Source organism: Bacteroidia bacterium (assembly GCA_019695265.1).
In the GTDB taxonomy this organism is placed as follows: domain Bacteria; phylum Bacteroidota; class Bacteroidia; order JAIBAJ01; family JAIBAJ01; genus JAIBAJ01.
On the sequence record JAIBAJ010000062.1, the window covers coordinates 1 to 21,376 of the forward strand.

At 40.2% G+C, this 21,376-nt stretch carries 17 protein-coding genes; 15 read left to right on the forward strand and 2 right to left on the reverse strand.

Annotation, left to right across the window (positions count from 1 at the left end):
* The first annotated feature begins 157 nt into the window (after positions 1-157).
* From rnr to K1X82_09875, 4 genes are all read left to right on the forward strand, one after another.
* Positions 158-2,299, forward strand: a complete 2,142-nt coding sequence (rnr, locus tag K1X82_09860; GenBank protein ID MBX7182406.1) for a ribonuclease R — start codon at positions 158-160, stop codon at positions 2,297-2,299.
* A 9-nt stretch (positions 2,300-2,308) separates the two neighbouring features.
* The gene (locus tag K1X82_09865; GenBank protein ID MBX7182407.1) at positions 2,309-3,553 is read left to right on the forward strand and encodes a hypothetical protein; all 1,245 of its coding nucleotides are present in this window, start codon (positions 2,309-2,311) and stop codon (positions 3,551-3,553) included.
* A 249-nt stretch (positions 3,554-3,802) separates the two neighbouring features.
* Positions 3,803-4,324 carry a hypothetical protein gene (locus K1X82_09870; GenBank protein ID MBX7182408.1) on the forward strand — a complete coding sequence of 174 codons (522 nt, stop codon included), beginning with the start codon at positions 3,803-3,805 and terminating at the stop codon, positions 4,322-4,324.
* Between the two features lie 20 nt (positions 4,325-4,344).
* Positions 4,345-5,112 (forward strand): hypothetical protein, encoded by a 768-nt coding sequence (locus K1X82_09875; protein MBX7182409.1) that lies wholly within the window; start codon positions 4,345-4,347, stop codon positions 5,110-5,112.
* 3 nt (positions 5,113-5,115) lie between these two features.
* Here the strand turns inward: K1X82_09875 and K1X82_09880 are convergent, their stop codons facing one another.
* A complete protein-coding gene (locus K1X82_09880) occupies positions 5,116-6,066 on the reverse strand; it encodes a hypothetical protein (GenBank protein ID MBX7182410.1) in 951 nt (316 codons plus the stop codon).
* A 2-nt stretch (positions 6,067-6,068) separates the two neighbouring features.
* Entirely contained in the window at positions 6,069-6,860 is a 792-nt protein-coding gene (gene dapF / locus K1X82_09885) for a diaminopimelate epimerase (GenBank protein ID MBX7182411.1), read from the reverse strand.
* A 224-nt stretch (positions 6,861-7,084) separates the two neighbouring features.
* Between dapF and K1X82_09890 the strand changes: the two genes are divergently transcribed.
* From K1X82_09890 to K1X82_09940, 11 genes are all read left to right on the forward strand, one after another.
* Positions 7,085-8,443: a glutamine synthetase family protein gene (locus tag K1X82_09890; GenBank protein ID MBX7182412.1), complete on the forward strand. Its 1,359-nt coding sequence runs from the start codon at positions 7,085-7,087 to the stop codon at positions 8,441-8,443.
* Between the two features lie 22 nt (positions 8,444-8,465).
* On the forward strand, positions 8,466-9,623 hold the full coding sequence (locus K1X82_09895; GenBank protein MBX7182413.1) for a glycosyltransferase: 1,158 nt from the start codon (positions 8,466-8,468) through the stop codon (positions 9,621-9,623).
* A 5-nt stretch (positions 9,624-9,628) separates the two neighbouring features.
* On the forward strand, positions 9,629-10,822 hold the full coding sequence (locus tag K1X82_09900) for an MFS transporter (GenBank protein MBX7182414.1): 1,194 nt from the start codon (positions 9,629-9,631) through the stop codon (positions 10,820-10,822).
* Between the two features lie 26 nt (positions 10,823-10,848).
* Positions 10,849-11,799 carry an arginase gene (gene rocF / locus K1X82_09905; protein ID MBX7182415.1) on the forward strand — a complete coding sequence of 317 codons (951 nt, stop codon included), beginning with the start codon at positions 10,849-10,851 and terminating at the stop codon, positions 11,797-11,799.
* Positions 11,800-12,197: 398 nt separating this feature from the next.
* Positions 12,198-13,985 carry an arginine--tRNA ligase gene (gene argS, locus K1X82_09910; protein MBX7182416.1) on the forward strand — a complete coding sequence of 596 codons (1,788 nt, stop codon included), beginning with the start codon at positions 12,198-12,200 and terminating at the stop codon, positions 13,983-13,985.
* Between the two features lie 3 nt (positions 13,986-13,988).
* Positions 13,989-15,536: a DUF853 domain-containing protein gene (locus tag K1X82_09915; GenBank protein MBX7182417.1), complete on the forward strand. Its 1,548-nt coding sequence runs from the start codon at positions 13,989-13,991 to the stop codon at positions 15,534-15,536.
* Between the two features lie 173 nt (positions 15,537-15,709).
* Positions 15,710-17,218 carry a bifunctional phosphoribosylaminoimidazolecarboxamide formyltransferase/IMP cyclohydrolase gene (gene purH / locus K1X82_09920; GenBank protein ID MBX7182418.1) on the forward strand — a complete coding sequence of 503 codons (1,509 nt, stop codon included), beginning with the start codon at positions 15,710-15,712 and terminating at the stop codon, positions 17,216-17,218.
* Positions 17,219-17,415: 197 nt separating this feature from the next.
* Positions 17,416-18,438, forward strand: a complete 1,023-nt coding sequence (locus tag K1X82_09925; GenBank protein ID MBX7182419.1) for a rod shape-determining protein — start codon at positions 17,416-17,418, stop codon at positions 18,436-18,438.
* Between the two features lie 29 nt (positions 18,439-18,467).
* Positions 18,468-19,310, forward strand: a complete 843-nt coding sequence (gene mreC, locus K1X82_09930; protein MBX7182420.1) for a rod shape-determining protein MreC — start codon at positions 18,468-18,470, stop codon at positions 19,308-19,310.
* Positions 19,310-19,828: a rod shape-determining protein MreD gene (locus K1X82_09935; GenBank protein MBX7182421.1), complete on the forward strand. Its 519-nt coding sequence runs from the start codon at positions 19,310-19,312 to the stop codon at positions 19,826-19,828. Before mreC ends, K1X82_09935 begins: the two co-directional genes overlap by 1 nt.
* Positions 19,829-20,313: 485 nt before the next feature.
* Entirely contained in the window at positions 20,314-21,030 is a 717-nt protein-coding gene (locus tag K1X82_09940; protein MBX7182422.1) for a hypothetical protein, read from the forward strand.
* Positions 21,031-21,376 lie beyond the last annotated feature (346 nt).

The window sequence follows — 21,376 nt, forward strand, 5'->3', positions numbered from 1 at the left end:
ATAGCCCGACCCCGAGCCTTACCAAACATCGGAAAATGAACCTCTGCCAGGTGCGAGGGGGACCCGCCAAATAAAAAACACCAGGGTTGAAAAACCTGTTTACAACAATCATAAATTTAAAGCAGTTCTATTGTGAAAATTGCCCATATTGCCCATAATGAACAAAAAGAAATCGAAGGGTGGGAAGATGTCCCAATGGATTGCCACTGCGGCACTGGAATATTTCAAGAAAAATCCCGGAAAAACGGCTAATTATAAACAAGTTGCAACCGGAATAGGTTTTACAGATCCCAATGCCCGAACTCAATTGATTATTGAATTGGCCAAACTAAAAAATGAGGGACGGTTATCGGAGCCGGAAAGAGGAAAATACCAACTAAAAGAATCGAAGAATTTTATTGTTGGAACCTTAGACATTTCGGCTGCAGGAGCAGGTTACCTAATGTCGGAAGAGCTTGATAAAGATTTATATATTCACCCCAAAAACCTGGGAACGGCTATGGATGGAGACCAGGTTAAAGCCCAAGTTTATTTAAGAAGAGGTAAACCCGAAGGCGAGGTAGTGGAAGTTTTAAAAAGAGCCAGGACTCAAGCCACCGGAGTGCTTAAAATTAAGGGAAAATTTGGGGTATTAATTCCTGACAATCCACGATTTACATACGAAATTGTTGTTCCGACATCGGCATTCAACAAAGCCAAAGATGGTGAAAAAGTGGTTGTTAAAATTACAGATTGGCCCAGTCAAGGAAGACAACCCAGCGGAGAAGTAATTGAAGTGTTGGGCCAACCCGGACAGCGTGATGCTGAAATGATGGGAATTTTGGCCGACTATGAATATCCAATTTCTTTTCCCAATGCGGTTTTGAAAGAAGCGGACAAAATTCCGGATGAAGTACCTGCCTCAGAAATTAAAAAACGCAGAGATTTTAGGCAAATTACCACCTTTACGATCGACCCCGTGGATGCCAAAGATTTTGATGATGCTTTGTCATACCGAAAACTGGATAATGGCCACGTGGAAATTGGAATTCACATTGCAGATGTATCGCATTATATGCCCGAAGGTTCCATTTTAGACCAGGAAGCCATACGAAGAGCAACCTCAGTATATTTGGTAGATAGAGTGATTCCAATGCTTCCTGAAAAGCTAAGTAACATGGTTTGTTCGCTTCGGCCCAAGGAAGATAAATTGTGTTTTTCTGCAGTATTTGAACTGGATGAGCAAGCCAAAATACACAACGAATGGTTTGGACGCACGGTTATCCATTCCATCCGCCGGTTTACTTACGAAGAAGCTCAAGAGGTTATTCAAACCGAACAAGGCGACCTGTGTAATGAATTGGTACATGTAAACCAATTGGCTAAAGTGTTGCGCACCGAACGATTCAAAAAAGGAGCCATTAATTTTGAACGGGAAGAAGTAAAATTCCACCTCGATGCAGAAGGAAAACCAACCGGAGTTTATATCAAACAAATCCAAGACTCCAACCATTTAATTGAGGAATTTATGCTCCTGGCCAACCGAAGAGTTGCTGAATTTTGTGGAAGAACCGCCGAAAAACAAGCCAAACGAACCTTTGTATACCGCATTCACGACTCGCCACAACAAGAAAGGCTAGAAGAATTTGCAGGCTTCGTTGCCAGGTTGGGCTACAAACTCCATGTAGATACCAATAAACAAGAACAGCTTTCGGCCGCTTTGAATAAATTGCTGAAAGAAGTGAAAGGTAAAGGAGAGCAAGATGTTGTGGAAATGCTGGCAATACGCAGCATGGCCAAAGCCATTTATTCTACCCAAAATATCGGACACTATGGCCTGGCATTCCCGTTCTATACCCATTTCACCTCCCCTATTCGTCGTTACCCCGATGTAATGGTTCACCGATTGCTGCAACATTACCTCGATGGAGGGAAAAGTCAGGACGCTGCCCCCCTGGAACAACTTTGTAAACATAGCAGCGAAATGGAGAAAAAAGCCGCCGACGCCGAACGTGCATCGGTGAAATACATGCAAACCATATTTATGAAGGACAAAGTTGGTCAAGAATTCCTGGGGGTTATTTCCGGAATGACCGACTATGGTATGTTTGTAGAAATTATTGAAAACAAATGCGAAGGAATGATTCGCTTACGAGATATCGACGACGATTTCTACTCTTATGATTCCCGAGCCATGACCATTTCTGCCGATATCAGCGGAGCAGTTTACAAACTTGGCGACAAGGTAAAAGTGAAAATCAAAAAGGTGGATGTAGATCGCCGTCAAATTGAAATGTACCTTGTTAGAGAAGATGTGTAACTTAGCTTTATGAAAAAAATCGCCTTGCTTTTTCAGTTGATCCTTGGAACTACCTTTATTTCCAAGGCTCAGGATACCATTCGGGTATTGTTTATTGGTAATAGCTATACCTATGTAAACGATTTACCCAATACATTCAGGCAATTGACTGCTTCTGCCGGAAAGGTGGTTGAGGTTGATAACAGTGCTCCGGGAGGATATACCTTCCAGCAACATACCACCAATTCAACAACCCTTTCCAAAATAAGTCAAGGAAATTGGGATTTTGTGGTGTTGCAGGAACAAAGCCAAATGCCTTCATTTCCGCCAGGGCAGGTACAGAACGATGTATTCCCCTATGCACAACAACTTGATCAATTAATTCATCAGGCCGACTCTTGCACCAAAACCGTGTTTTACATGACCTGGGGAAGAAAATATGGCGATGCATCCAACTGTGGAAATTACAGTCCGCTTTGCACCTACGAAGGCATGCAAATGCGGCTTCGAACCAGTTACCTGCAAATGGCTCAGGATAACAATGCCATGGTTGCCCCTGCCGGAATGGCCTGGAGAAGCAGTTGGTACAACGATTCAACCATTAATTTATGGAGCAGCGATTTTTCACATCCTTCCCTTGAAGGAACCTATTTAACAGCCTGTACATTTTACTCTACCATGTTCCGCGAACCCAGCTCAGGGTTAAGTTACACCGCAGGCATTAACGCAACCACCGCTAGTTTTCTCCAATACATTGCCGACTCTACCGTCCTGGATAGCCTGGGAAATTGGATTAGCTATTTTGATCCAAACTCCGACACCTCCATTTCCTATGTTTTGGATGCAGGCAACCCTATGACCGTTCATTTTAACGGCAATACTACCAATACCCAGGCAATTTACTGGGATTTTGAAGATGAAACGTTCTCCTACGAGCTTAATCCAACTCATACCTTTCCTTACGAGGGAGTTTTTACCATTACCAAAGTAGTGCAAACGCCTTATTGCGGTACCGACACCATCACCCTGGAGCTGCCAATTGAGGCTATCGGTATTGGCGAAAACCTGGAATCCGGGAAATTAATACTGAAAGAACATGTATTGGAACTACCTTCCTTTACCAGGTTTGAAATAAATAACATTCAGGGTCAAACGCTTTATAAAACTGAAACCAATCCTAAGTTATTGGATTTATCGCCATTTCCTCCAGGTATTTATGTTCTGAATTGGCAGAATTCCGGTCGCTTTTACCATCAGAAAATTAATTTAGATTAGTTTAATTATTGGGCGGGCCCGGTTCGCACCAACATTTTAACAAGCTCAATCATAGTGCATTTGCGAACCGGCCGGGCTATCGGCGGTAGTCCTCGTCGCCCTCAGCCCCGAAAAATTCGGGTCTAAGGGCTCCTGTGGGCTACCTTCCTCTATCCCTGCCCGAACACTCCGAACCAACAGTGTTACAAATTTCATACTTACTTAAGCATTTCCATTGTATATCCGGGTTATTTTTTGCAACTTTATGGCATGAAAAAGGTGATGGCTGCTTTCATTTTGATTTTATTTCCCACCATGGCATGCTTTTTATTCTACTTTTTGAAAAATCCACCTTGTTTCGGACTTGGATGTACCGGAAACTATTCCTTCTCAGATACAGCCTATTTCACTGCCCCCAAGTCAAAAATACAAGCCCAGGTCTTTTCATCCGGTTTTGTGCCAGAAGACGCTGACCTGGGAAGTGGAAATGCAAAAGCCGTTTTACGCAGCCTACATCAACATGCAGACAGTTTTCTTGTATTTACCCAACAGAACGGAATTGACTCGGTATGGCACCATGGTAAATCATTCCATCCTACTTCCTTTAAAGAAAACCACCTTCACCTGATACAAATAATTAAATCCCTGGGTTGGGAAAATCCGGATTCCAACGAATTGAAAGAATTGGAACATGCCATTACCTCCATTAACTATGGCCATAAAGCAGGATATTGCAAAGGACAAACACAATTCATTTTGGTTGGTGAACATTACCGGCATGTTCAAAACTAAACTTCCGATTAAATTCGCTAATGGACAAATTCCAATGGTCAGGAGGGTTTCATATCCTTAAAATTGGTCCATATTCAAATCAATCATTGGCTAATTTACAACAAGCGGATAAGTTTGAATATTCAACAGGTTTCTGTAGAAATGTAAACAAAATTAAAAAATCAGATCGGTTATTAGCTTCCATCTTTGCATTACGGATGAAACGACTGCTGGAAATTATTGTTTTGGTGCTTGGAATTGCCCTATTGGCTGTTATTCTGCTTCGAATGACCGGGTTATTATCCTTTTCCAGAATATTGGAACGCAAGCAAGACAAGCAGGAATTAATCCAACATTTCAAGGCGACAGAATCAAGCTTTACAGCATTCGCCGACTATTTACTTACTATCAAGAAAGATTCCGGCGAACTATACTTCAGCCTATATGACAACCGGGCGATTTTGCTTCTTGGTGCTAATCGCTGGTCAGAAAGGGCAGATCAACCTAAGTTGTACTATGATTTCAACCCAGCCGAAAAAAATTGGGAAAAGGAGATTTTGCCACATTTAGGATGGGATTCTGACCAATTTCAAACTTTTCTAAAATTGTTCAAAGAAACCGGATGTGAAAGTGTAAAAACTTTCAGAAATCAAATTGAATTAGGCTATAAATCAGGCATTTGGGTAAGTTATGGTTATCGAATATTGCCTCATCCCATTTCGGATAGTTTACAAAAACAAATAGGGGTGGAAAGTGGAATTCAAGTATTAAATCCAAGGGTAATCCTGGTAAAATCAATATCCATGTAGGGCTTACTCAACCAAAATAACCAATCCACAGGCATTTAATTTTCCGGCATCTGAATACCGTCCCGGTTTTAAATTTTCATCATCGGTTTCACAAAGGTGAATATAGTACAAACCGCTTTTTTTAAACTGAATTGGAATGGTATAGGTATCACCGTTTCGATATTTAGGCATATCCATTGGTGGAATATTGATGGCAATTTCAGAAGAATAATCTTCATAACCTCCAAGAGAACTTAAGGTAGAAACTGGTTTAGGTTTTAGCGGATTTTCCCGAAAGGCCAATAACTCAAAAAAGAACTTATTAGGTTGGGGTTTTACCACCAATTCGGCGGTTTCATTTACTTTTAACCGAGTGGGAAATTGAATAAACTCATAGTATCTATCCACAAATTCCTCGTAGTATCGAAACTGATTGGAAGTTTGGAAAAACCCAATTCCTACAAAATTATGTTTAGGGGCGATAATAGTTTGTTTATGAGCATCTCTCGGGGCCTTTTCAGCCATAAATGTTTGGTGCAATTCCAGCATACTTGAGGAGGTAAATTCATCCGAAACCGGAAAATCAGCCGAATTAAATTTACCGGATGCATTTTCGGCAACATGGTCTACACCACCGGCGAAAGCATAGCGGTGGTATGGTTTAGCACCTTGGGTATCCCAATGACCTATATATTTGTTTTCGGCTGCGTTTTTGCACATTTTATTAGCAACCCTGCTGGCTAAAATATCCAGTTGTACCGGTTTAGCTTTAAACTTAGCCCTGCTTTGGTTAATTTTATCCAACTGAAACAGTTTGAGGTCCAGGTTATGGTCTGAATCTTTGTATTCGATCAATCGGGTTTCGGCATCATTCAAAGCCTTATACTTGGCAAAGTCAGGATGATTTTGGGCTATAAGGAAAAACGGTAAAACGAAAAAAGCCCAGCCAAAAGAATGAAATAGTTTTTTACTCATACTTAAATTTCAATTTGGCCCGAAAACACCAAGCCAACTTCACCACTCAGCCAAACGTTGGAATAATGACCTTTGGTATTTGACTCAAAAGAAACCTCCAATTCACCTCCCGGTGTTTTAATAGCAATATCCGTTTGGCTGATTAACCCTGCAAAATGTGCTACCAATGCGGAGGCTGTAACACCTGTTCCACAAGACAAGGTTTCTGCTTCAACCCCTCGTTCATACGTTCTAATTTGAAGCCTGGAGTTTTTCTTTTCAACGAAATTCACATTAATCCCTTTTTCCAAGAAGGGTTGAGATTGACGAATAGCCCTACCCTCCGTATCAACCTGAAAGGTAGAAACCTGTTCAACGAACTGCACATAATGTGGTGAACCGGTATCCAAGACCCAATCATTTCCTACTTTTTCAATACCACTTACATCCTTCATTTGGAGCCCAACAAATGCAGTGCGTTCTTCCTGGTGACGGATTATGGCAGTATGCTCCCCATCAATAGCCAGGAATTTTGCCTCATTTTGAATAATACCCAACTTTTGGGCGAAATAGACAATACATCTTCCTCCGTTGCCACACATGGTACTTTCTTTTCCGTCCGAATTGTAATAAATCATACGAAAATCATATCCCGGTTCTGATTGAAGCAAAATAAGACCATCCGCTCCGATTCCAAACCGACGATCGCATAAATCGGCTATCAGGGAAGCCTCTGCTTTGAATTCGAACTTACGATTATCAATGATAATAAAATCATTTCCGGTGCCTTGGTATTTGAAGAAGGATATATACATGAGTAATAATTTGAAAACGAAAGTAAAGAAGGATTAGGAGAAAAACATGAGTATTATTTGTTAAAAAACTAATATGAATCAGAGAATGGAATAAAAACTACCTCCAATGAATAGTGCTGAATAGATTTAATCCTGGAAACAGATTAAAATTAGCGGTCTTACAAAACTTTCTTACATCATTTTACCTAAAACTTTAGCTTTGTGCACTTCTTGATCCAATTAACATGACCTCAAAACAAGCCATAGAAACTATCAAAACCTCCGGTGCCAACAAAGTTAAACTAGCCATAACGGACATCGATGGCATTTTACGAGGCAAAGTAGTTAGTTTGGATAAATTCCAATCCATTGCCGAAGGTGGATTTGGATTTTGTGATGTGGTTTTTGGATGGGATAGCGGAGATGTGGCTTACGACAATGTTAAATACACCGGTTGGCATACCGGTTATCCGGATGCACAGGCCTTGGTAGATTTAACCACCCTTCGCTTTATACCTTGGGATGAAAAAACACCCTTTTTCCTTGCCGACTTTGTTAGTTCGGATGGAAAAGGATTGCATGTTTGTCCTAGAACATTACTTAAAAATGTAATTGCAACTGCAAATAAAGAAGGCTTTGCCCCATTTTTTTCACAGGAATTTGAATGGTTTAATTTTATTGAGGATGCTCATCAGTTACATGAAAAAGGATTTAGAGCACCACAACCTTTAACCCCTGGTATGTTTGGCTATTCTATTTTACGTTCTAGTCAAAACTCCAACTTTTTCAATGATATTTTTGACCTGATGAAGGATTTTAATGTTCCATTGGAAGGACTACACACTGAAACCGGGCCTGGTGTTTATGAAGCAGCTATCACCTATTCTGATGCCTTGGAAGCAGCAGACAGGGCTGTTTTATTCAAATCAGGAGTAAAAGAAATTGGCCACCGCCATGGAATTATACCAACGTTTATGGCCAAGTTCAATGAAAATTTACCCGGTTGCAGCGGACACGTGCATCAAAGTTTATGGGATGGTGGAAAAAAGAAAAACTTGTTTTACGATGAAAAATCCAAAACCAAGATAAGCAAATTGATGGAGAGTTACATTGCCGGACAATTATATTGTTTGCCGCATATTTTACCCATGTTTGCTCCAACCATTAATAGTTACAAGCGTTTAGTAGTTGGCGCATGGGCTCCTACTACCCTAACCTGGGCTATTGACAACCGAACTACAGCTTTGCGTGTTTTGCCGGGATCCAGCAAATCTACCCGTCTCGAAACCCGTGTGGTAGGTTCTGATAGCAACCCATATTTAGCCATGGCAGGATGTTTGGCTGCCGGACTTTATGGAATTCGCAAAGGATTAAAACTTAACACCCCAATGACCCAAGGAAATGGTTATGCGGATACCAAAAATGGAGTATTGCCCGGAAACTTATACCAAGCCTCGCAAAACATGGCTCAATCAGAGCTTGCAAAAGAATTATTTGGTAGCGAATTTGTGGAACATTTCACCCAAACCCGCCTTTGGGAATGGAGGCAATTCAGCAAGGTTGTTACCGATTGGGAATTGAAACGCTATTTTGAAATAATTTAATTCTTGTTTTCTTGCTCTCTGAATGAAGCCTCGTTTGCTTGTGGTATTGTCCCGTTTCCCTTATCCATTGGATAAAGGCGACAAGCTAAGGGCTTTTTATTTTATCAAACATTTAAGCCAAACCTACCGGATTTTTCTTTTTGCGTTATCGGATCTTCAGGTTTCCGAACAAGCACAAAATGCACTAAACCCTTTTTGCGAAGAAATTCACATATTACCATTATCCAAAGCCAGGTTAGCCGTGAATTTACTTCAAAGTTTAACCAACAACTTGCCTTTTCAGGTAAATTATTTCCTAAACCAGCAACATAAACAAACCATTCAAACTGCAATTGAACGAATTAAACCTGATAAACTTTTTTGTCAACTTCCCAGGGTAGCCGAGTATTTAAGAACCATTCAAGGTATTCCTAAAACCCTGGATTACCAAGATTGTTTCTCCAAAATTATGGAAGGAAGAGCGCAAAGAGGTTCCAGGCCCATGAAATGGATTTATGCTTGGGAATCGAATAGGATGAGGAACTACGAAGCTGATCTATTTAAGGATTTTCAGCATCATTTAATTATTTCAAAGGCAGATTTAGACGCCTTACCATTGAGTAAAGCCCAAAAGAAAATGGTAAGGATTTCGAGCAATGGAATTGAATTTGAATATTACAAGCCCAGGCAAGAGAAAAAGGATTTTGAAGTTTTTTTTGCCGGCAATATGAGTTACCCCCCTAACGTGGAGGCAGGTATTTACTTAATTGAACGAGTGATGCCCTTGGTTTGGGAAAAATTACCCAAAGCAAAAGTGGCATTAATTGGTACCAATCCAACTGCGAAAATTAAATCGTTGGCCGGTGACTTAGTTGAAGTAACCGGTTTTGTGGATGATGTGAGGGAATGGTATGCAAAAGGAAGAATTTTAGTTGCTCCCATGATTATTGGTGCAGGTTTGCAAAACAAGTTGCTTCAAGCCATGGCGATGGAAATACCTTGTATCACTACCCCATTAGCCAACTCTGCTTTGGGTGCATTTCCGGGTAAGCAGGTTTTGGTTGGAGAAAACCCTTCCGAAATTGCCACCCATATCCTTACTTTATTAAATAACGAAGAATTAGCTGCGCAATTAGCCTATTCAGGTAGAGAATTTGTTACCCAAAACTTCTCCTGGGATGAAGCAGTTTCCTACATCTAGACCTTGTGAATTCAGAAAAGAAATTATTGTATACACTGGCGGCAGTTCAGTTTACCAACATCATGGATTTTATGATCATGATGCCGATGGGACCATTGCTCATGCGAACATTCTCTATTGGACCCGATCAGTTTAGCTATATAGTCTCATCATACACTATAACGGCAGGGATTTCAGGATTTATTTCTGCTTTTTGGGTGGATAAGTTTGATCGAAAACGCATTGTCCAACTTGCGTATGCCGGGTTTATTATTGGCACCTTACTTTGTGGATTATCGACCGGTTACTTCAGTATGATGGCTGCACGAATTTTAACAGGAATGTTTGGAGGAGTGCTTGCTTCTCAGGCCTTAGCCATTGTTGGCGATGTAGTACCTATGGATAGAAGAGCAAGTGCTATGGCCATTGTTATGACCGCCTTTTCTGCTGCCTCGGTATTTGGAGTACCCTTTGGATTAAAACTATCCAATTGGTTGGATTATCATGCTCCGTTTTTGGTAATTGCCTTATTAGGTGTTTTCATTCAAATTGCTTTGTACAAATTTGTACCACTGGTTAATAAACACCTTGAAAATCCGGCACCCAGACCCCATTTTTTTAGTGTAGTAACCGACAACATGACGGACAAAAACAGGGTTTTCGCTATGTTAATGATGTTTTGTTTGGTTTTTAGTCAATTTTCGGTCATATCCTTTATTAGTCCATACATGGTTACCAATGTTGGATTTAGAGAAGACCAATTGTTTTTGATTTATTTGGTTGGAGGAACCTGTACCCTATTCTCCATGCCTTTTGTAGGAAGGATGGCAGACCGATATGGCAGACAGAAGGTTTTTACAATTGGAGTTATTTGCTCTATGTTTCCTTTCCTTCTAATTACACATATGCAACCCTGGCCGGTTATAGTTGGATTAATTGTTGCCGGAGTTTTCTTTATTACGATGACAGCCAGAACTATACCTGCATCAGCTATTGTAAGTGGTGCAGTACATCCAAATAAGCGAGGAAGCTTTATGAGTTTTACCAGTTCCTTGCAACAACTAGGCTCCGGTTTAGGTTCATTAATGGCCGGTGCTTTGATCCATAAAAATGAACTAGGATTGCTGGTTAATTATAACATTGTTGGTTATATTTCGGTAATAGTGAGTACATTAGCCATCCTAATTGCCTGGAGAGTTCGAGTAGTGGCAGGAAATTAATTTTTATGAAAGATTCAAGACAAACCATGATAAACATTAAGGTTTTAGAAGTAAAATCAGAAATTGGTGCCGGAACCAGAGGGGCCTCTATGGGGCCGGATGCCATTAAAATTGCGGCGTTAGACTTTGGATCTCTATATTTTAAAAAAGAAAAAACAATTGAGGTTCCAAATGAAAACAGGGTGCTATATGAACAGGTAAAAACACCCTATGCCAAAAGAATACGTGGAGTCATTAACATGTATTCCAGAGTAAGTAAATTTGTAAAAAAAACACTGCACAGTGGTCATTTCCCGATCATTTTGGCCGGAGACCACAGTACGGCCGGAGGAACAATTGCAGGAATAAAGGCCGAATTTCCTGATCACCGATTAGGAGTAGTGTGGATTGATGCCCATGCCGATTTACACTCACCATATACTACCCCAAGTGGCAATTTGCACGGAATGCCATTAGCTGCCAGTTTGGGTGAAGACAACATTGAAAACAAAATGAACAACCTGGATGAAACCACCAAGGAGTTATGGGATGAACTAAAAAACATTGGTGAAATTTGTCCTAAAATCAGGTACAAAGATTTGGTATACGTCGGGGTAAGAGATGTAGAACCCCAGGAGGCTGAATTAATTAAGAAACACCGCATTCGAAATTTCACCATCAATGAAATGCGAAAAAAGGGAATTGACAAGGCCGCTGTTGAAATACTAAGCTATTTAGATCATTGCGATTTAATTTATATTTCCTTTGATGTAGACAGTATGGATCCCAAAATATCCATGGGAACGGGCACTCCGGTATCGAATGGACTTACTGAAAAAGAGGCCGGAAATTTAATTTTGCGCCTTGTCCGCAGCAGAAAGGTATGTTGCTTTGAAATAGTAGAGATTAATCCAACCTTGGATAAAGAAAACCTGATGGCAGAAAATGCCTTTGAAATACTTCAAAAGGTAACCAACCAATTAAAAAACGTATTGTAAAACATCAATAGCTTGGTTCAAGCCTTCATGTAGGTACGGAGTGGGTATCCGGGTAGGGATAGAGCGAAGTAGCCCACAGGAATGCGCAGTGATAACGGAGCAGACCGAGGACTACTCGCGAAAGCCCGACCATTCGCCTTGCAAACTATTTGGATTCTTGAACCACCCGGAAAGGCGAATGGGACCCGCCAAATAAGTATTGAAATCAACAAAGCTATCCAAGTAATATTTGTTTGAAAAAAGGTGTTGGTTTCAAAACTGAGGCAAGAATTCCTGTTCGGTTTAAAGTTTCTAACAACCGCAAATAGCCTGATAATTACTGGCATTTTCCTCTTTTCTTTGCAACTTGATTTCGAGAAGGAGATTTTACCTTTTTGGGAGTCATTTTTTGAACGATAATGAACTTAAAGCAAATACTTACACACCATACCCAACAAGCAGTTTTAGCTTTGTATGGTCAAGAAATTCCGGCTGAAAAATTACAGTTTCAGGAGACTCGAAAAGAGTTTGATGGGGATATTACCCTTACTGTATTTTCCTTGATAACGCATTCGAAAAAATCGCCTGAGCTAACTGCCCAAGAAATAGGTAATAAACTTTTGGAAAACAGTGCGGTAATTGATCGTTTTAATGTGGTAAAAGGCTTTTTGAATTTGAGTTTTAAGGCCCAAATGTGGTTGGAAGTTTTTCAAGAAATTGCCAAGGACAAGGATTTCGGGAACAAAAAGATAACGGAACATTCTCCGGTGGTGATGATTGAATATCCTTCACCCAATACCAACAAGCCTTTGCACCTGGGGCATTTGCGCAATATCTTTTTAGGTTATTCTATGTCGCAAATACTCCAAGCCTCCGGAAATAAGGTGGTTCATGCCTGTTTGTATAACGACCGCGGCACCAATATCTCCAAAAGCATGCTAGCCTGGATGAAAAGTGGCAAACAAGAAACTCCTGCATCGAGTGGTAAAAAAGGAGACCATTTGGTAGGCGATTACTATGTTGAATTTGCGAATGCCTACAAACAGGAAATTGCCGATTTAATGGCCGGCGGACTTACCAAAGAAGATGCGGAAAAGCAAAGTAAGCTGAACAAAGAAGTTGCCGATTTAACGGTAAAATGGGAAAACAATGATGCAGCAGTCAGAGAACTTTGGAAGACCATGAATGCTTGGGTGTACGAAGGTTTTGAAGTTACCTATAACTGGTTAGGTATTAAACCCGATAAATTCTATTACGAAAGTGATGTTTACCATTTGGGCAAGGAAACCGTAAAGGAAGGATTGGAAAAGGGTGTTTTCTACCAAAAAGAAGATGGCTCGGTTTGGATTGACTTAACGGCAGAGGGACTCGATCAAAAAGTAGTGCTTAGGAGCAACGGAACCACTGTTTATATTACACAGGATATTGCCACTGCAAATGAAAAAGACAGAGATTTTAAACTCGACAAAAGCATTTATGTAGTTGGTAATGAACAGGAATACCATTTCAAAGTATTATTTTCTATTCTGAAAAAACTGGGAAGACCATATGCAGATAACCTTTTCCACCTGAGTTATGGCATGGTGGAACTACCCAACGGAAAGATGAAATCAAGGGAGGGAACGGTTGTAGATGCAGATGATTTAATTGCCGGAATGATAGAAGCGGCCAGGGAAAAAACAGCCGAAAAAGGAAAAAATGAAGGACAATCGGAGAAGGAATTAACAGAACTTTATAAAACCATAGGCTTAGGAGCCTTGAAATATTTCATCTTAAAAGTAGATGCGAAAAAGCGTATCATTTTTAATCCGGAAGAAAGCATTGAGACAGAAGGACATACAGGTCCGTTTATCCAATACAGTCACGCTCGAATATGTAGCATATTAAGAAAAGGTACAGCTTTGCCAATGAGTAATTCCGTTATTTCGGCCTCCTCCATTTTACCCAAGGAACTGGCCTTAATTCGTCAGTTGACTGAATTTCCTGAGGTAATAAAGGTTGCCGGTGAAAGTTATAACCCGGCCTTATTGGCTAATTATGTGTATGAATTGGCTAAGGAATTTAACCAATACTATCATGATGTTCCCATGTTAAAGGAAGAGAGAGAAGAAGTTCGGTCATTCCGTTTGGAATTGGCAAGCAAGGTGGCCAATGTGATTAAAAAATCAATGAATATGCTGGGAATAGAGGTACCTGAAAGAATGTAAACCATGCAAGAAAAACTTAAAACAGTTATCGAACAAGGCTATCGATTCAAAGGAGATAGCATTGAATTGGGAACCGCAGTATATGAAGGAGTTCCAATTCCGGGAATCAAAGTAACAGCTCCTTTAAAAACCTTTAATCGTCATGGATTAATATCTGGTGCAACAGGAACCGGAAAAACCAAGACTTTGCAACGCCTGGCTGAAAGTTTGAGCGAAAAAGGCGTTTCGGTATTGGTGATGGACATAAAGGGAGACTTAAGTGGTATATCACAGCCCGGCACTTTGAATGAAAAGATATCAGAACGGGCAGCTTCGACAGGAATAAGCTGGAATGCAGAAAAATACCCCGTAGAATTATTAACTTTAAGTAATGAACCGGGTGCCAGATTAAGGGCCACCGTTAGCGAATTTGGTCCCATACTGTTTTCCAAGGTATTGGAGCTGAACGATACCCAATCCGGAGTGGTTTCCCTCGTTTTTAAATACGCTGACGATCAAGGTTTGCCTTTATTGGATTTAAAAGACTTCAGAAAAACCTTGCAATACCTAACAAACGAAGGTAAGGAAGAGATTAAATCCACCTACGGAAGTATTAGCCAGGCAAGCACCAGCACTATTTTAAGGAAACTTATAGAAATCGAGCAACAAGGTGCTGAACGTTTTTTTGGTGAGGTGAGTTTTGATGTGAACGATTTAGTAAAGATGGATGACGCAGGTAAAGGACAAATCAGCGTTATACGATTGTGCGACATTCAGGACAAACCCAAGTTGTTTTCGACCTTTATGTTGGCTTTACTGGCTGAAATTTACAGTTCATTTCCGGAAGAAGGTGATTTGGAACAGCCCAAGTTATGTATCTTTATTGATGAAGCCCATTTAATATTCAATGATGCGTCCAAATCCTTGCTGGATCAGGTAGAAATGATTGTGCGCCTCATTCGTTCCAAAGCAGTTGGGGTATTTTTCTGTACCCAAACCCCCATGGACATTCCAAATTCGATTTTGGCGCAATTGGGGTTAAAGGTTCAGCATGCATTGAGGGCATTTACTGCAGCCGATCGGAAGGTAATTAAAGCAACTGCAGAAAATTATCCAAGCAGCGAATTTTACAAAACAGATGAATTGCTAACCCAATTGGGAATTGGAGAAGCTTTTGTTACTGTTTTAGGGGAAAACGGAAGTCCAACACCTTTGGTTCATACCTCCATGAGTATTCCACGTTCCAGAATGGGTGTAATTAATCCGATGGAAATTGAAACCCTCTTAAAACAATCAAGGCTGGTTGAAAAGTACAATCGTGAAATAGATAGTGAAAGTGCCTATGAACTATTGCAAGCCAAACTCAACCAGGCGATGCAAGTAAAGCAAACGGAAGAAGTGCCGGAACAAGAAAAAAAAGGTCAGGCTCAGGAAAAATCCGTGATAGAAACCATTGCTTCCAATCCCATGGCAAGGCAGGTTGCCAATACGGTTGTAAGGGAATTGACCCGAGGATTACTTGGCGTTCTAGGATTAAGATCGACCGGTAAGAAAGGCAAAGGATGGTTTTAGGTTAATACTTAGAAGAACCAATATTAAGAAGGTATTTCAAAGTCCTTAAAATCCTACTATTCCATTTTGGTCTGTCCTTCATTATTGTTAATAACTTCCCTATTCCTGTTGGTTTTTTGCCCCAAAACCATAGCTTGATTTGGCACTAACTTGCATCGAAAATGAAAGGGAACATGACAGGTCTGAAAAAAATCAAAAGTGCCTTACTATCAGTATATTACAAAGACGGACTAGAGCCAATCGTTCGACAATTAGCAAAGCAGGACATAACCATTTATTCCACGGGAGGAACACAAAGTTTTATTGAATCATTGGGCATTCAGGTGGTGCCGGTGGAAGAATTAACCTCCTACCCATCCATTTTGGGAGGAAGGGTTAAGACTTTACATCCGAAAGTTTTTGGTGGAATTTTAGGAAGAAGAGGGCACGAAGGTGATGTGGCTCAACTTTCAGAATATGAGATTCCACCTATCGATTTGGTTGTTGTTGATTTATATCCTTTTGAAGAAACGGTTGCCCAAGGAGGTAAAGAGGAAGAAATTATCGAAAAAATTGATATAGGAGGTATTTCCTTAATTCGGGCTGCAGCCAAAAACTTCAACGATGTGGTTATAGTGCCATCCAAGTCCGAATACCCAATTTTGCTAGAGGTTCTAGAAAAAAACAATGCAGAAACAACCTTAGACATCCGTCGTAAATTAGCTTTGCATGCGTTTAAGGTTTCTTCAGGATACGACACTGCAATAGCCAATTGGTTTGCAGGGGAAAGAGAAACCAAGAGTGGGGAAACGGTGTTGCGTTATGGTGAGAATCCGCATCAAAAGGCTGTATTTAAAGGCAATTTAGATGAGATTTTCGAAAAACTTAATGGCAAAGAAATTTCATACAACAACTTACTAGACATTGATGCGGCAGTTAACCTACTTTCTGAGTTTAGGGAAACTACTTTTGCAATCCTTAAGCACAACAATGCCTGCGGAATCGCTAGTAGACCAAGTGTTTTAGAAGCGTGGACCGCGGCCTTAGCTTCTGATCCTGTTTCAGCATTTGGAGGCATTTTAATTTGCAATGCCATCATTGATTTAGCCACGGCCAATGAAATAAACAAACTTTTCTTTGAGGTAGTTATTGCTCCGGGATATGAACCGGAAGCATTGAACATACTTCAATCAAAAACCAACCGAATTATTCTCCGACAAAAACCTTTTCAATTTCCCGCAAGGAATGTTAGAACTGCTCTAAATGGCGTTTTAGAACAAGAAAGGGATTCAAAGTCAGAATCAACCACAGACCTAACCACTGTAACTTTGACAGCGCCTAATTCAACACAAATTGATGATTTGATTTTTGCCAACAAGGTGGTTAAACATACCAAAAGCAATTGCATTGTATTAGCCAAAAACAAGTGCCTTCTCGCAAGTGGTACCGGACAAACCAGTAGGGTAGACGCATTGAGACAAGCCATAGAAAAAGCACAATCGTTTGGATTTGATTTACAAGGCTCGGTTATGGCCAGCGATGCATTTTTCCCTTTCCCAGATTGTGTTGAAATTGCCGATCAAGCAGGAGTTAAGGCCGTTATCCAACCCGGAGGCTCAGTGAAGGACCAACTAAGTATCGATTATTGCAACCAGCATGAAATTGCCATGGTTATGACCGGCACCCGTCATTTCAAACACTAATACCAACTCATAGGTATTTAACAATCATCGGTTTAGAACAATTTAAAACCAAGCTTTTCGACGCCTGAAATCTTTTAAAATTTGGAAACTCGATTAGCTGTGAAGTTGAACGATTTGCTTACTCCCTGAAAGCTTAGGCAAATCAACAAAGTACATATCGAATAAAAAAATTAGCCAAACGAAACTCATTATAAAACATGGGATTATTTAACTTTTTTACCCAAGAAATTGCCATCGACCTTGGAACTGCCAACACCTTGATAATTCACAATGACAAGGTTGTTGTGGACGAACCATCGATAGTTGCCATCAACCGCCGCGATGGACGTGTAATGGCTGTTGGAAAACGGGCCATGCAAATGCACGGAAAAACTCACGAAGACATCAAAACCATTCGTCCTTTGCGCGATGGTGTAATTGCTGACTTCCATGCTGCCGAACACATGATCAGGGAAATGATCAAAATGATTAACCCCGGAAAACGTCTGTTCCAACCTTCACTTAAAATGGTTATCTGTATCCCCAGTGGTATTACAGAAGTAGAAAAAAGAGCGGTAAAAGACAGTGCTGAACATGCCGGAGCAAAAGAAGTTTACCTCATTCAAGAACCAATGGCAGCGGCTATTGGTATTGGAATCGACGTAGAAGAACCTATGGGCAATATGATCATTGACATTGGAGGTGGTACTTCCGAAATTGCCGTTATTGCATTGGGTGGTATTGTTTGCGACAAAAGTATTCGGGTTGCAGGTGATGATTTTACTGCAGACATTGAAGATTACATGCGCCGCCAGCATAACATCCTGGTAGGAGAACGTACCGCAGAAAAAATTAAAATTGAAGTAGGCGCTGCCACCACTGAACTTGATAATCCTCCACCCGATTACGCAGTTCAAGGCCGCGACTTAATGACAGGTATCCCAAAAGAAATTACCGTTTCCTACATTGAAATTGCCCACGCACTCGACAAATCCATTTCCAAAGTTGAGGCCGCTATTTTAAACGCTCTGGAAATGACTCCACCTGAACTTTCAGCCGACATCTACCGAACCGGAATTTACCTAGCTGGTGGTGGTTCCATGCTAAGAGGATTAGACAAACGTATTTCCCAAAAAACAAAACTACCTGTCCACATCGCTGAAGATCCGCTTAGAGCTGTTGCCCGCGGAACCGGTATTGCTTTGAAAAACGTTGATAAGTTCCCTTTCCTTATCAAATAATTTCAATTTAGCCCAAGCACTAGTATAGGATGAGAAATATATTGATCTTTATTTGGCGATATTATTTCTTCTTCCTTTTCCTGATTTTGGAAGGGTTTTCTATTGGTTTGCTGGTTGATAACAATGAATACCACGAATCAGGATTCTATAGCGAAGTAGGAGAACAAACCGCTAAGGTTCAAAGTGCTTATGATCAATTCTTTGAATATTTTAGGTTAAAATCGGTAAACGAAAACCTGGCTCGTGAAAATTCAGGTCTGAAAACAAGGTATCGTGCCTCCTTTTTCCAATATAAAAAAGGAGATCAGTTCACTATTAATGATACCGTTTTCCGCCAACAATACGTTTACATTCCTGCAAAAGCTATCAACAATACCACCGGAAACCGTAACAATTTCATAACCCTAAACCGTGGTCAACTACACGGAATTAAACCCGACATGGCTGTAATTAACTCCGAAGGAATTGTTGGAGTTGTAAAAGATGTTTCTCCAAATTTTGCATCAGTAATTTCCTTCTTAAATAAAAAATGCAGCATCTCAGCCAAAATCAAAAGCACCGATTATTTTGGTTCTTGCGTTTGGGAAGGCGGTAATCCCAAATACGCTATACTTAAAGACATTCCCAGCCATGCTGAAATAAAAAAGGGCGATACCATTGTTACCTCTTCCTTTTCTAAGCTTTTTCCAGAAGGAGTTAAAGTGGGCATTATTGAATCATTCGATCTTAAAGCAGGAAATAATTTCTACGATATCAAAGTAAGGCTATCAACGAATTTTCAACGGCTCAATTATGTGGAAGTAGTTTCCAACCTAATGAAAACCGAACAGGAAAATTTAGAAGCGGTTAGTCAAATTCAGGAGGAAGATTAATGTTACAGGAAGTATTTTCAAATATCCTTCGCTTTATTGTAGCCATCTTGCTGCAAATCTTTGTTTTGAATGAACTTAGATTAGGCGGATTCATTAATCCCTGGTTTTATTTGTATTTTATTTTAATGTTGCCCATCCACATTCCGGGTTGGTTGCTTTTGGCTTTAGCATTTGTTACCGGTTTAAGCGTAGATATTTTTTCTCATACCATTGGAATGCATACCATCGCAACGCTTTTCTTAGCCTTCTGCCGACCAGGAATTCTTAACTTCCTGGCACCTCGGGAAGGTTATGAATTTGGAGTAAAACCCACCATTAGCAATATGGGAATCGGATGGTTTTTAGCTTATTCCGGCACCTTGGTTTTCCTTCACCACCTGCTTTTGTTTTATGTGGAAGTATTTAAATTTTCGGAGTTCTTCTACACCTTGCTACGAGTACTTTTGAGCTTCATCTGCACCATGCTACTTTTGGTTTTGGCTCAATACCTTACCTACAGGAAAAAGGGGGAAGCTTAGCATCAATTCCTGAAAGAAAACATTTTATTTTCCACTTTATCCAAGTTTTATTATCAACCTCTTAAGGTTATGACTATTACCGTTACATAGTCTTATTATTTCCATTTCATCCATTAAACTTTCAACCCGGCTCTGATGTATGGTAAAGCTTTTCAATCAAATGAATTGGCTACAGTCTTTTATAAGATTGATTAATTTTCTTTATTATAGCCATATTACGCATTAGAAATTCTTAAATCGGGGTAAACCCAACCAAATCATGTAGTTCGGATTAGTAATCCTCCTATTGATTAATTTGAGTTAAACTGGCAAAAAAGGCATTGACAAATCCTGAGTTTAATCAAACCTTTGCCTGTGAAAGCAAAAGGAAAATTCATAAAAAACTATCATTCAGTGCTTTACAATTAAAAAAAAACGAATGAACTGCACCCTTCTACCTGACCAACCTCATTTTCCATCTCCGATTTGGGTTGTACATTTCCTATATGAAAACCAGGAAATACTTTGTAAACTGTATAATATGGCTGCTATCCATATTTAGCGCATATGCTCAGGATAGTTTAGCCATTCGGCAAGTTGAACAAATTGTGCATTTAAAACCGGGATGTACCTCGAGCATGAACTGGACTGAATTAATTCTTGCCGACAAATCCATTCAGGATAAAATCAATATGACCATCCGCAAAAGCATGGTGGCCTATTGGATAAAACCGGAAGATGTGGACGCCATGTGCAACCATTCTCTCAGCCATGAAACAAAATGCCTGTTAAGTTTTAGGCAGAACCATTTGGCAAGTTTCTTAATTAAGTCTCAAACAAGATACCTAAACGGTGGTACTCAGGGTTGGGTGCAATTAAAAGGCATCAATATCGATGTGCTGACCGGTGACGAGTTTAACTTTTCTTCCTGTTTTTTACCCGCCAAAATGGCTAAGGTTGATACCTTAATTATGCATCGTTTTCGTGATTGCCTCAACTCCTATGAAGTGCATTCTTCTGTTTGGCTTAAACAGTTGACAAATCCTGTTTTCCGCATTCGAAATTCAGGTTTGGATGTGTACTTTATCAATGAAAATTTTGCCATGGGTTATGAAGAGGTTCACCTTAGTTTCGATGAAATAAAAGCCTATATTGATCCTCATGGACCATTAGCCAGAATTTATGGATTAGCCCAGTCGCAAGGGAATTGGAATGAACATTGACCTTATTGGGAAATTTATTTGGCGGGTCCCTTCGCACGGGTATTTTACCATTTACAAACTTTTGACCGGCTCAGGTCGGGCTATTCGTTCCTAGTCCTCGTCCCCCGAGGCTAACGCCATCGGGGTCCTGTGGGCTATCCACTGCTATCCCTACCCGGAAAAAAGACCAGGCTTGAGCACTAAAACCCAGGTTATTCAAATGCAGAAAATAAAATTTGAAGGGTTAATAGACAAATTTCAGGCTGTAAATTGCTGTATCTGTTGCTGTGTATAGCTTTGACGAATTTGAAAGGTTATGAATAAAAAAAGTGCCTTCATTGTTCCAGCTCAATCCTTAAGAAAAATG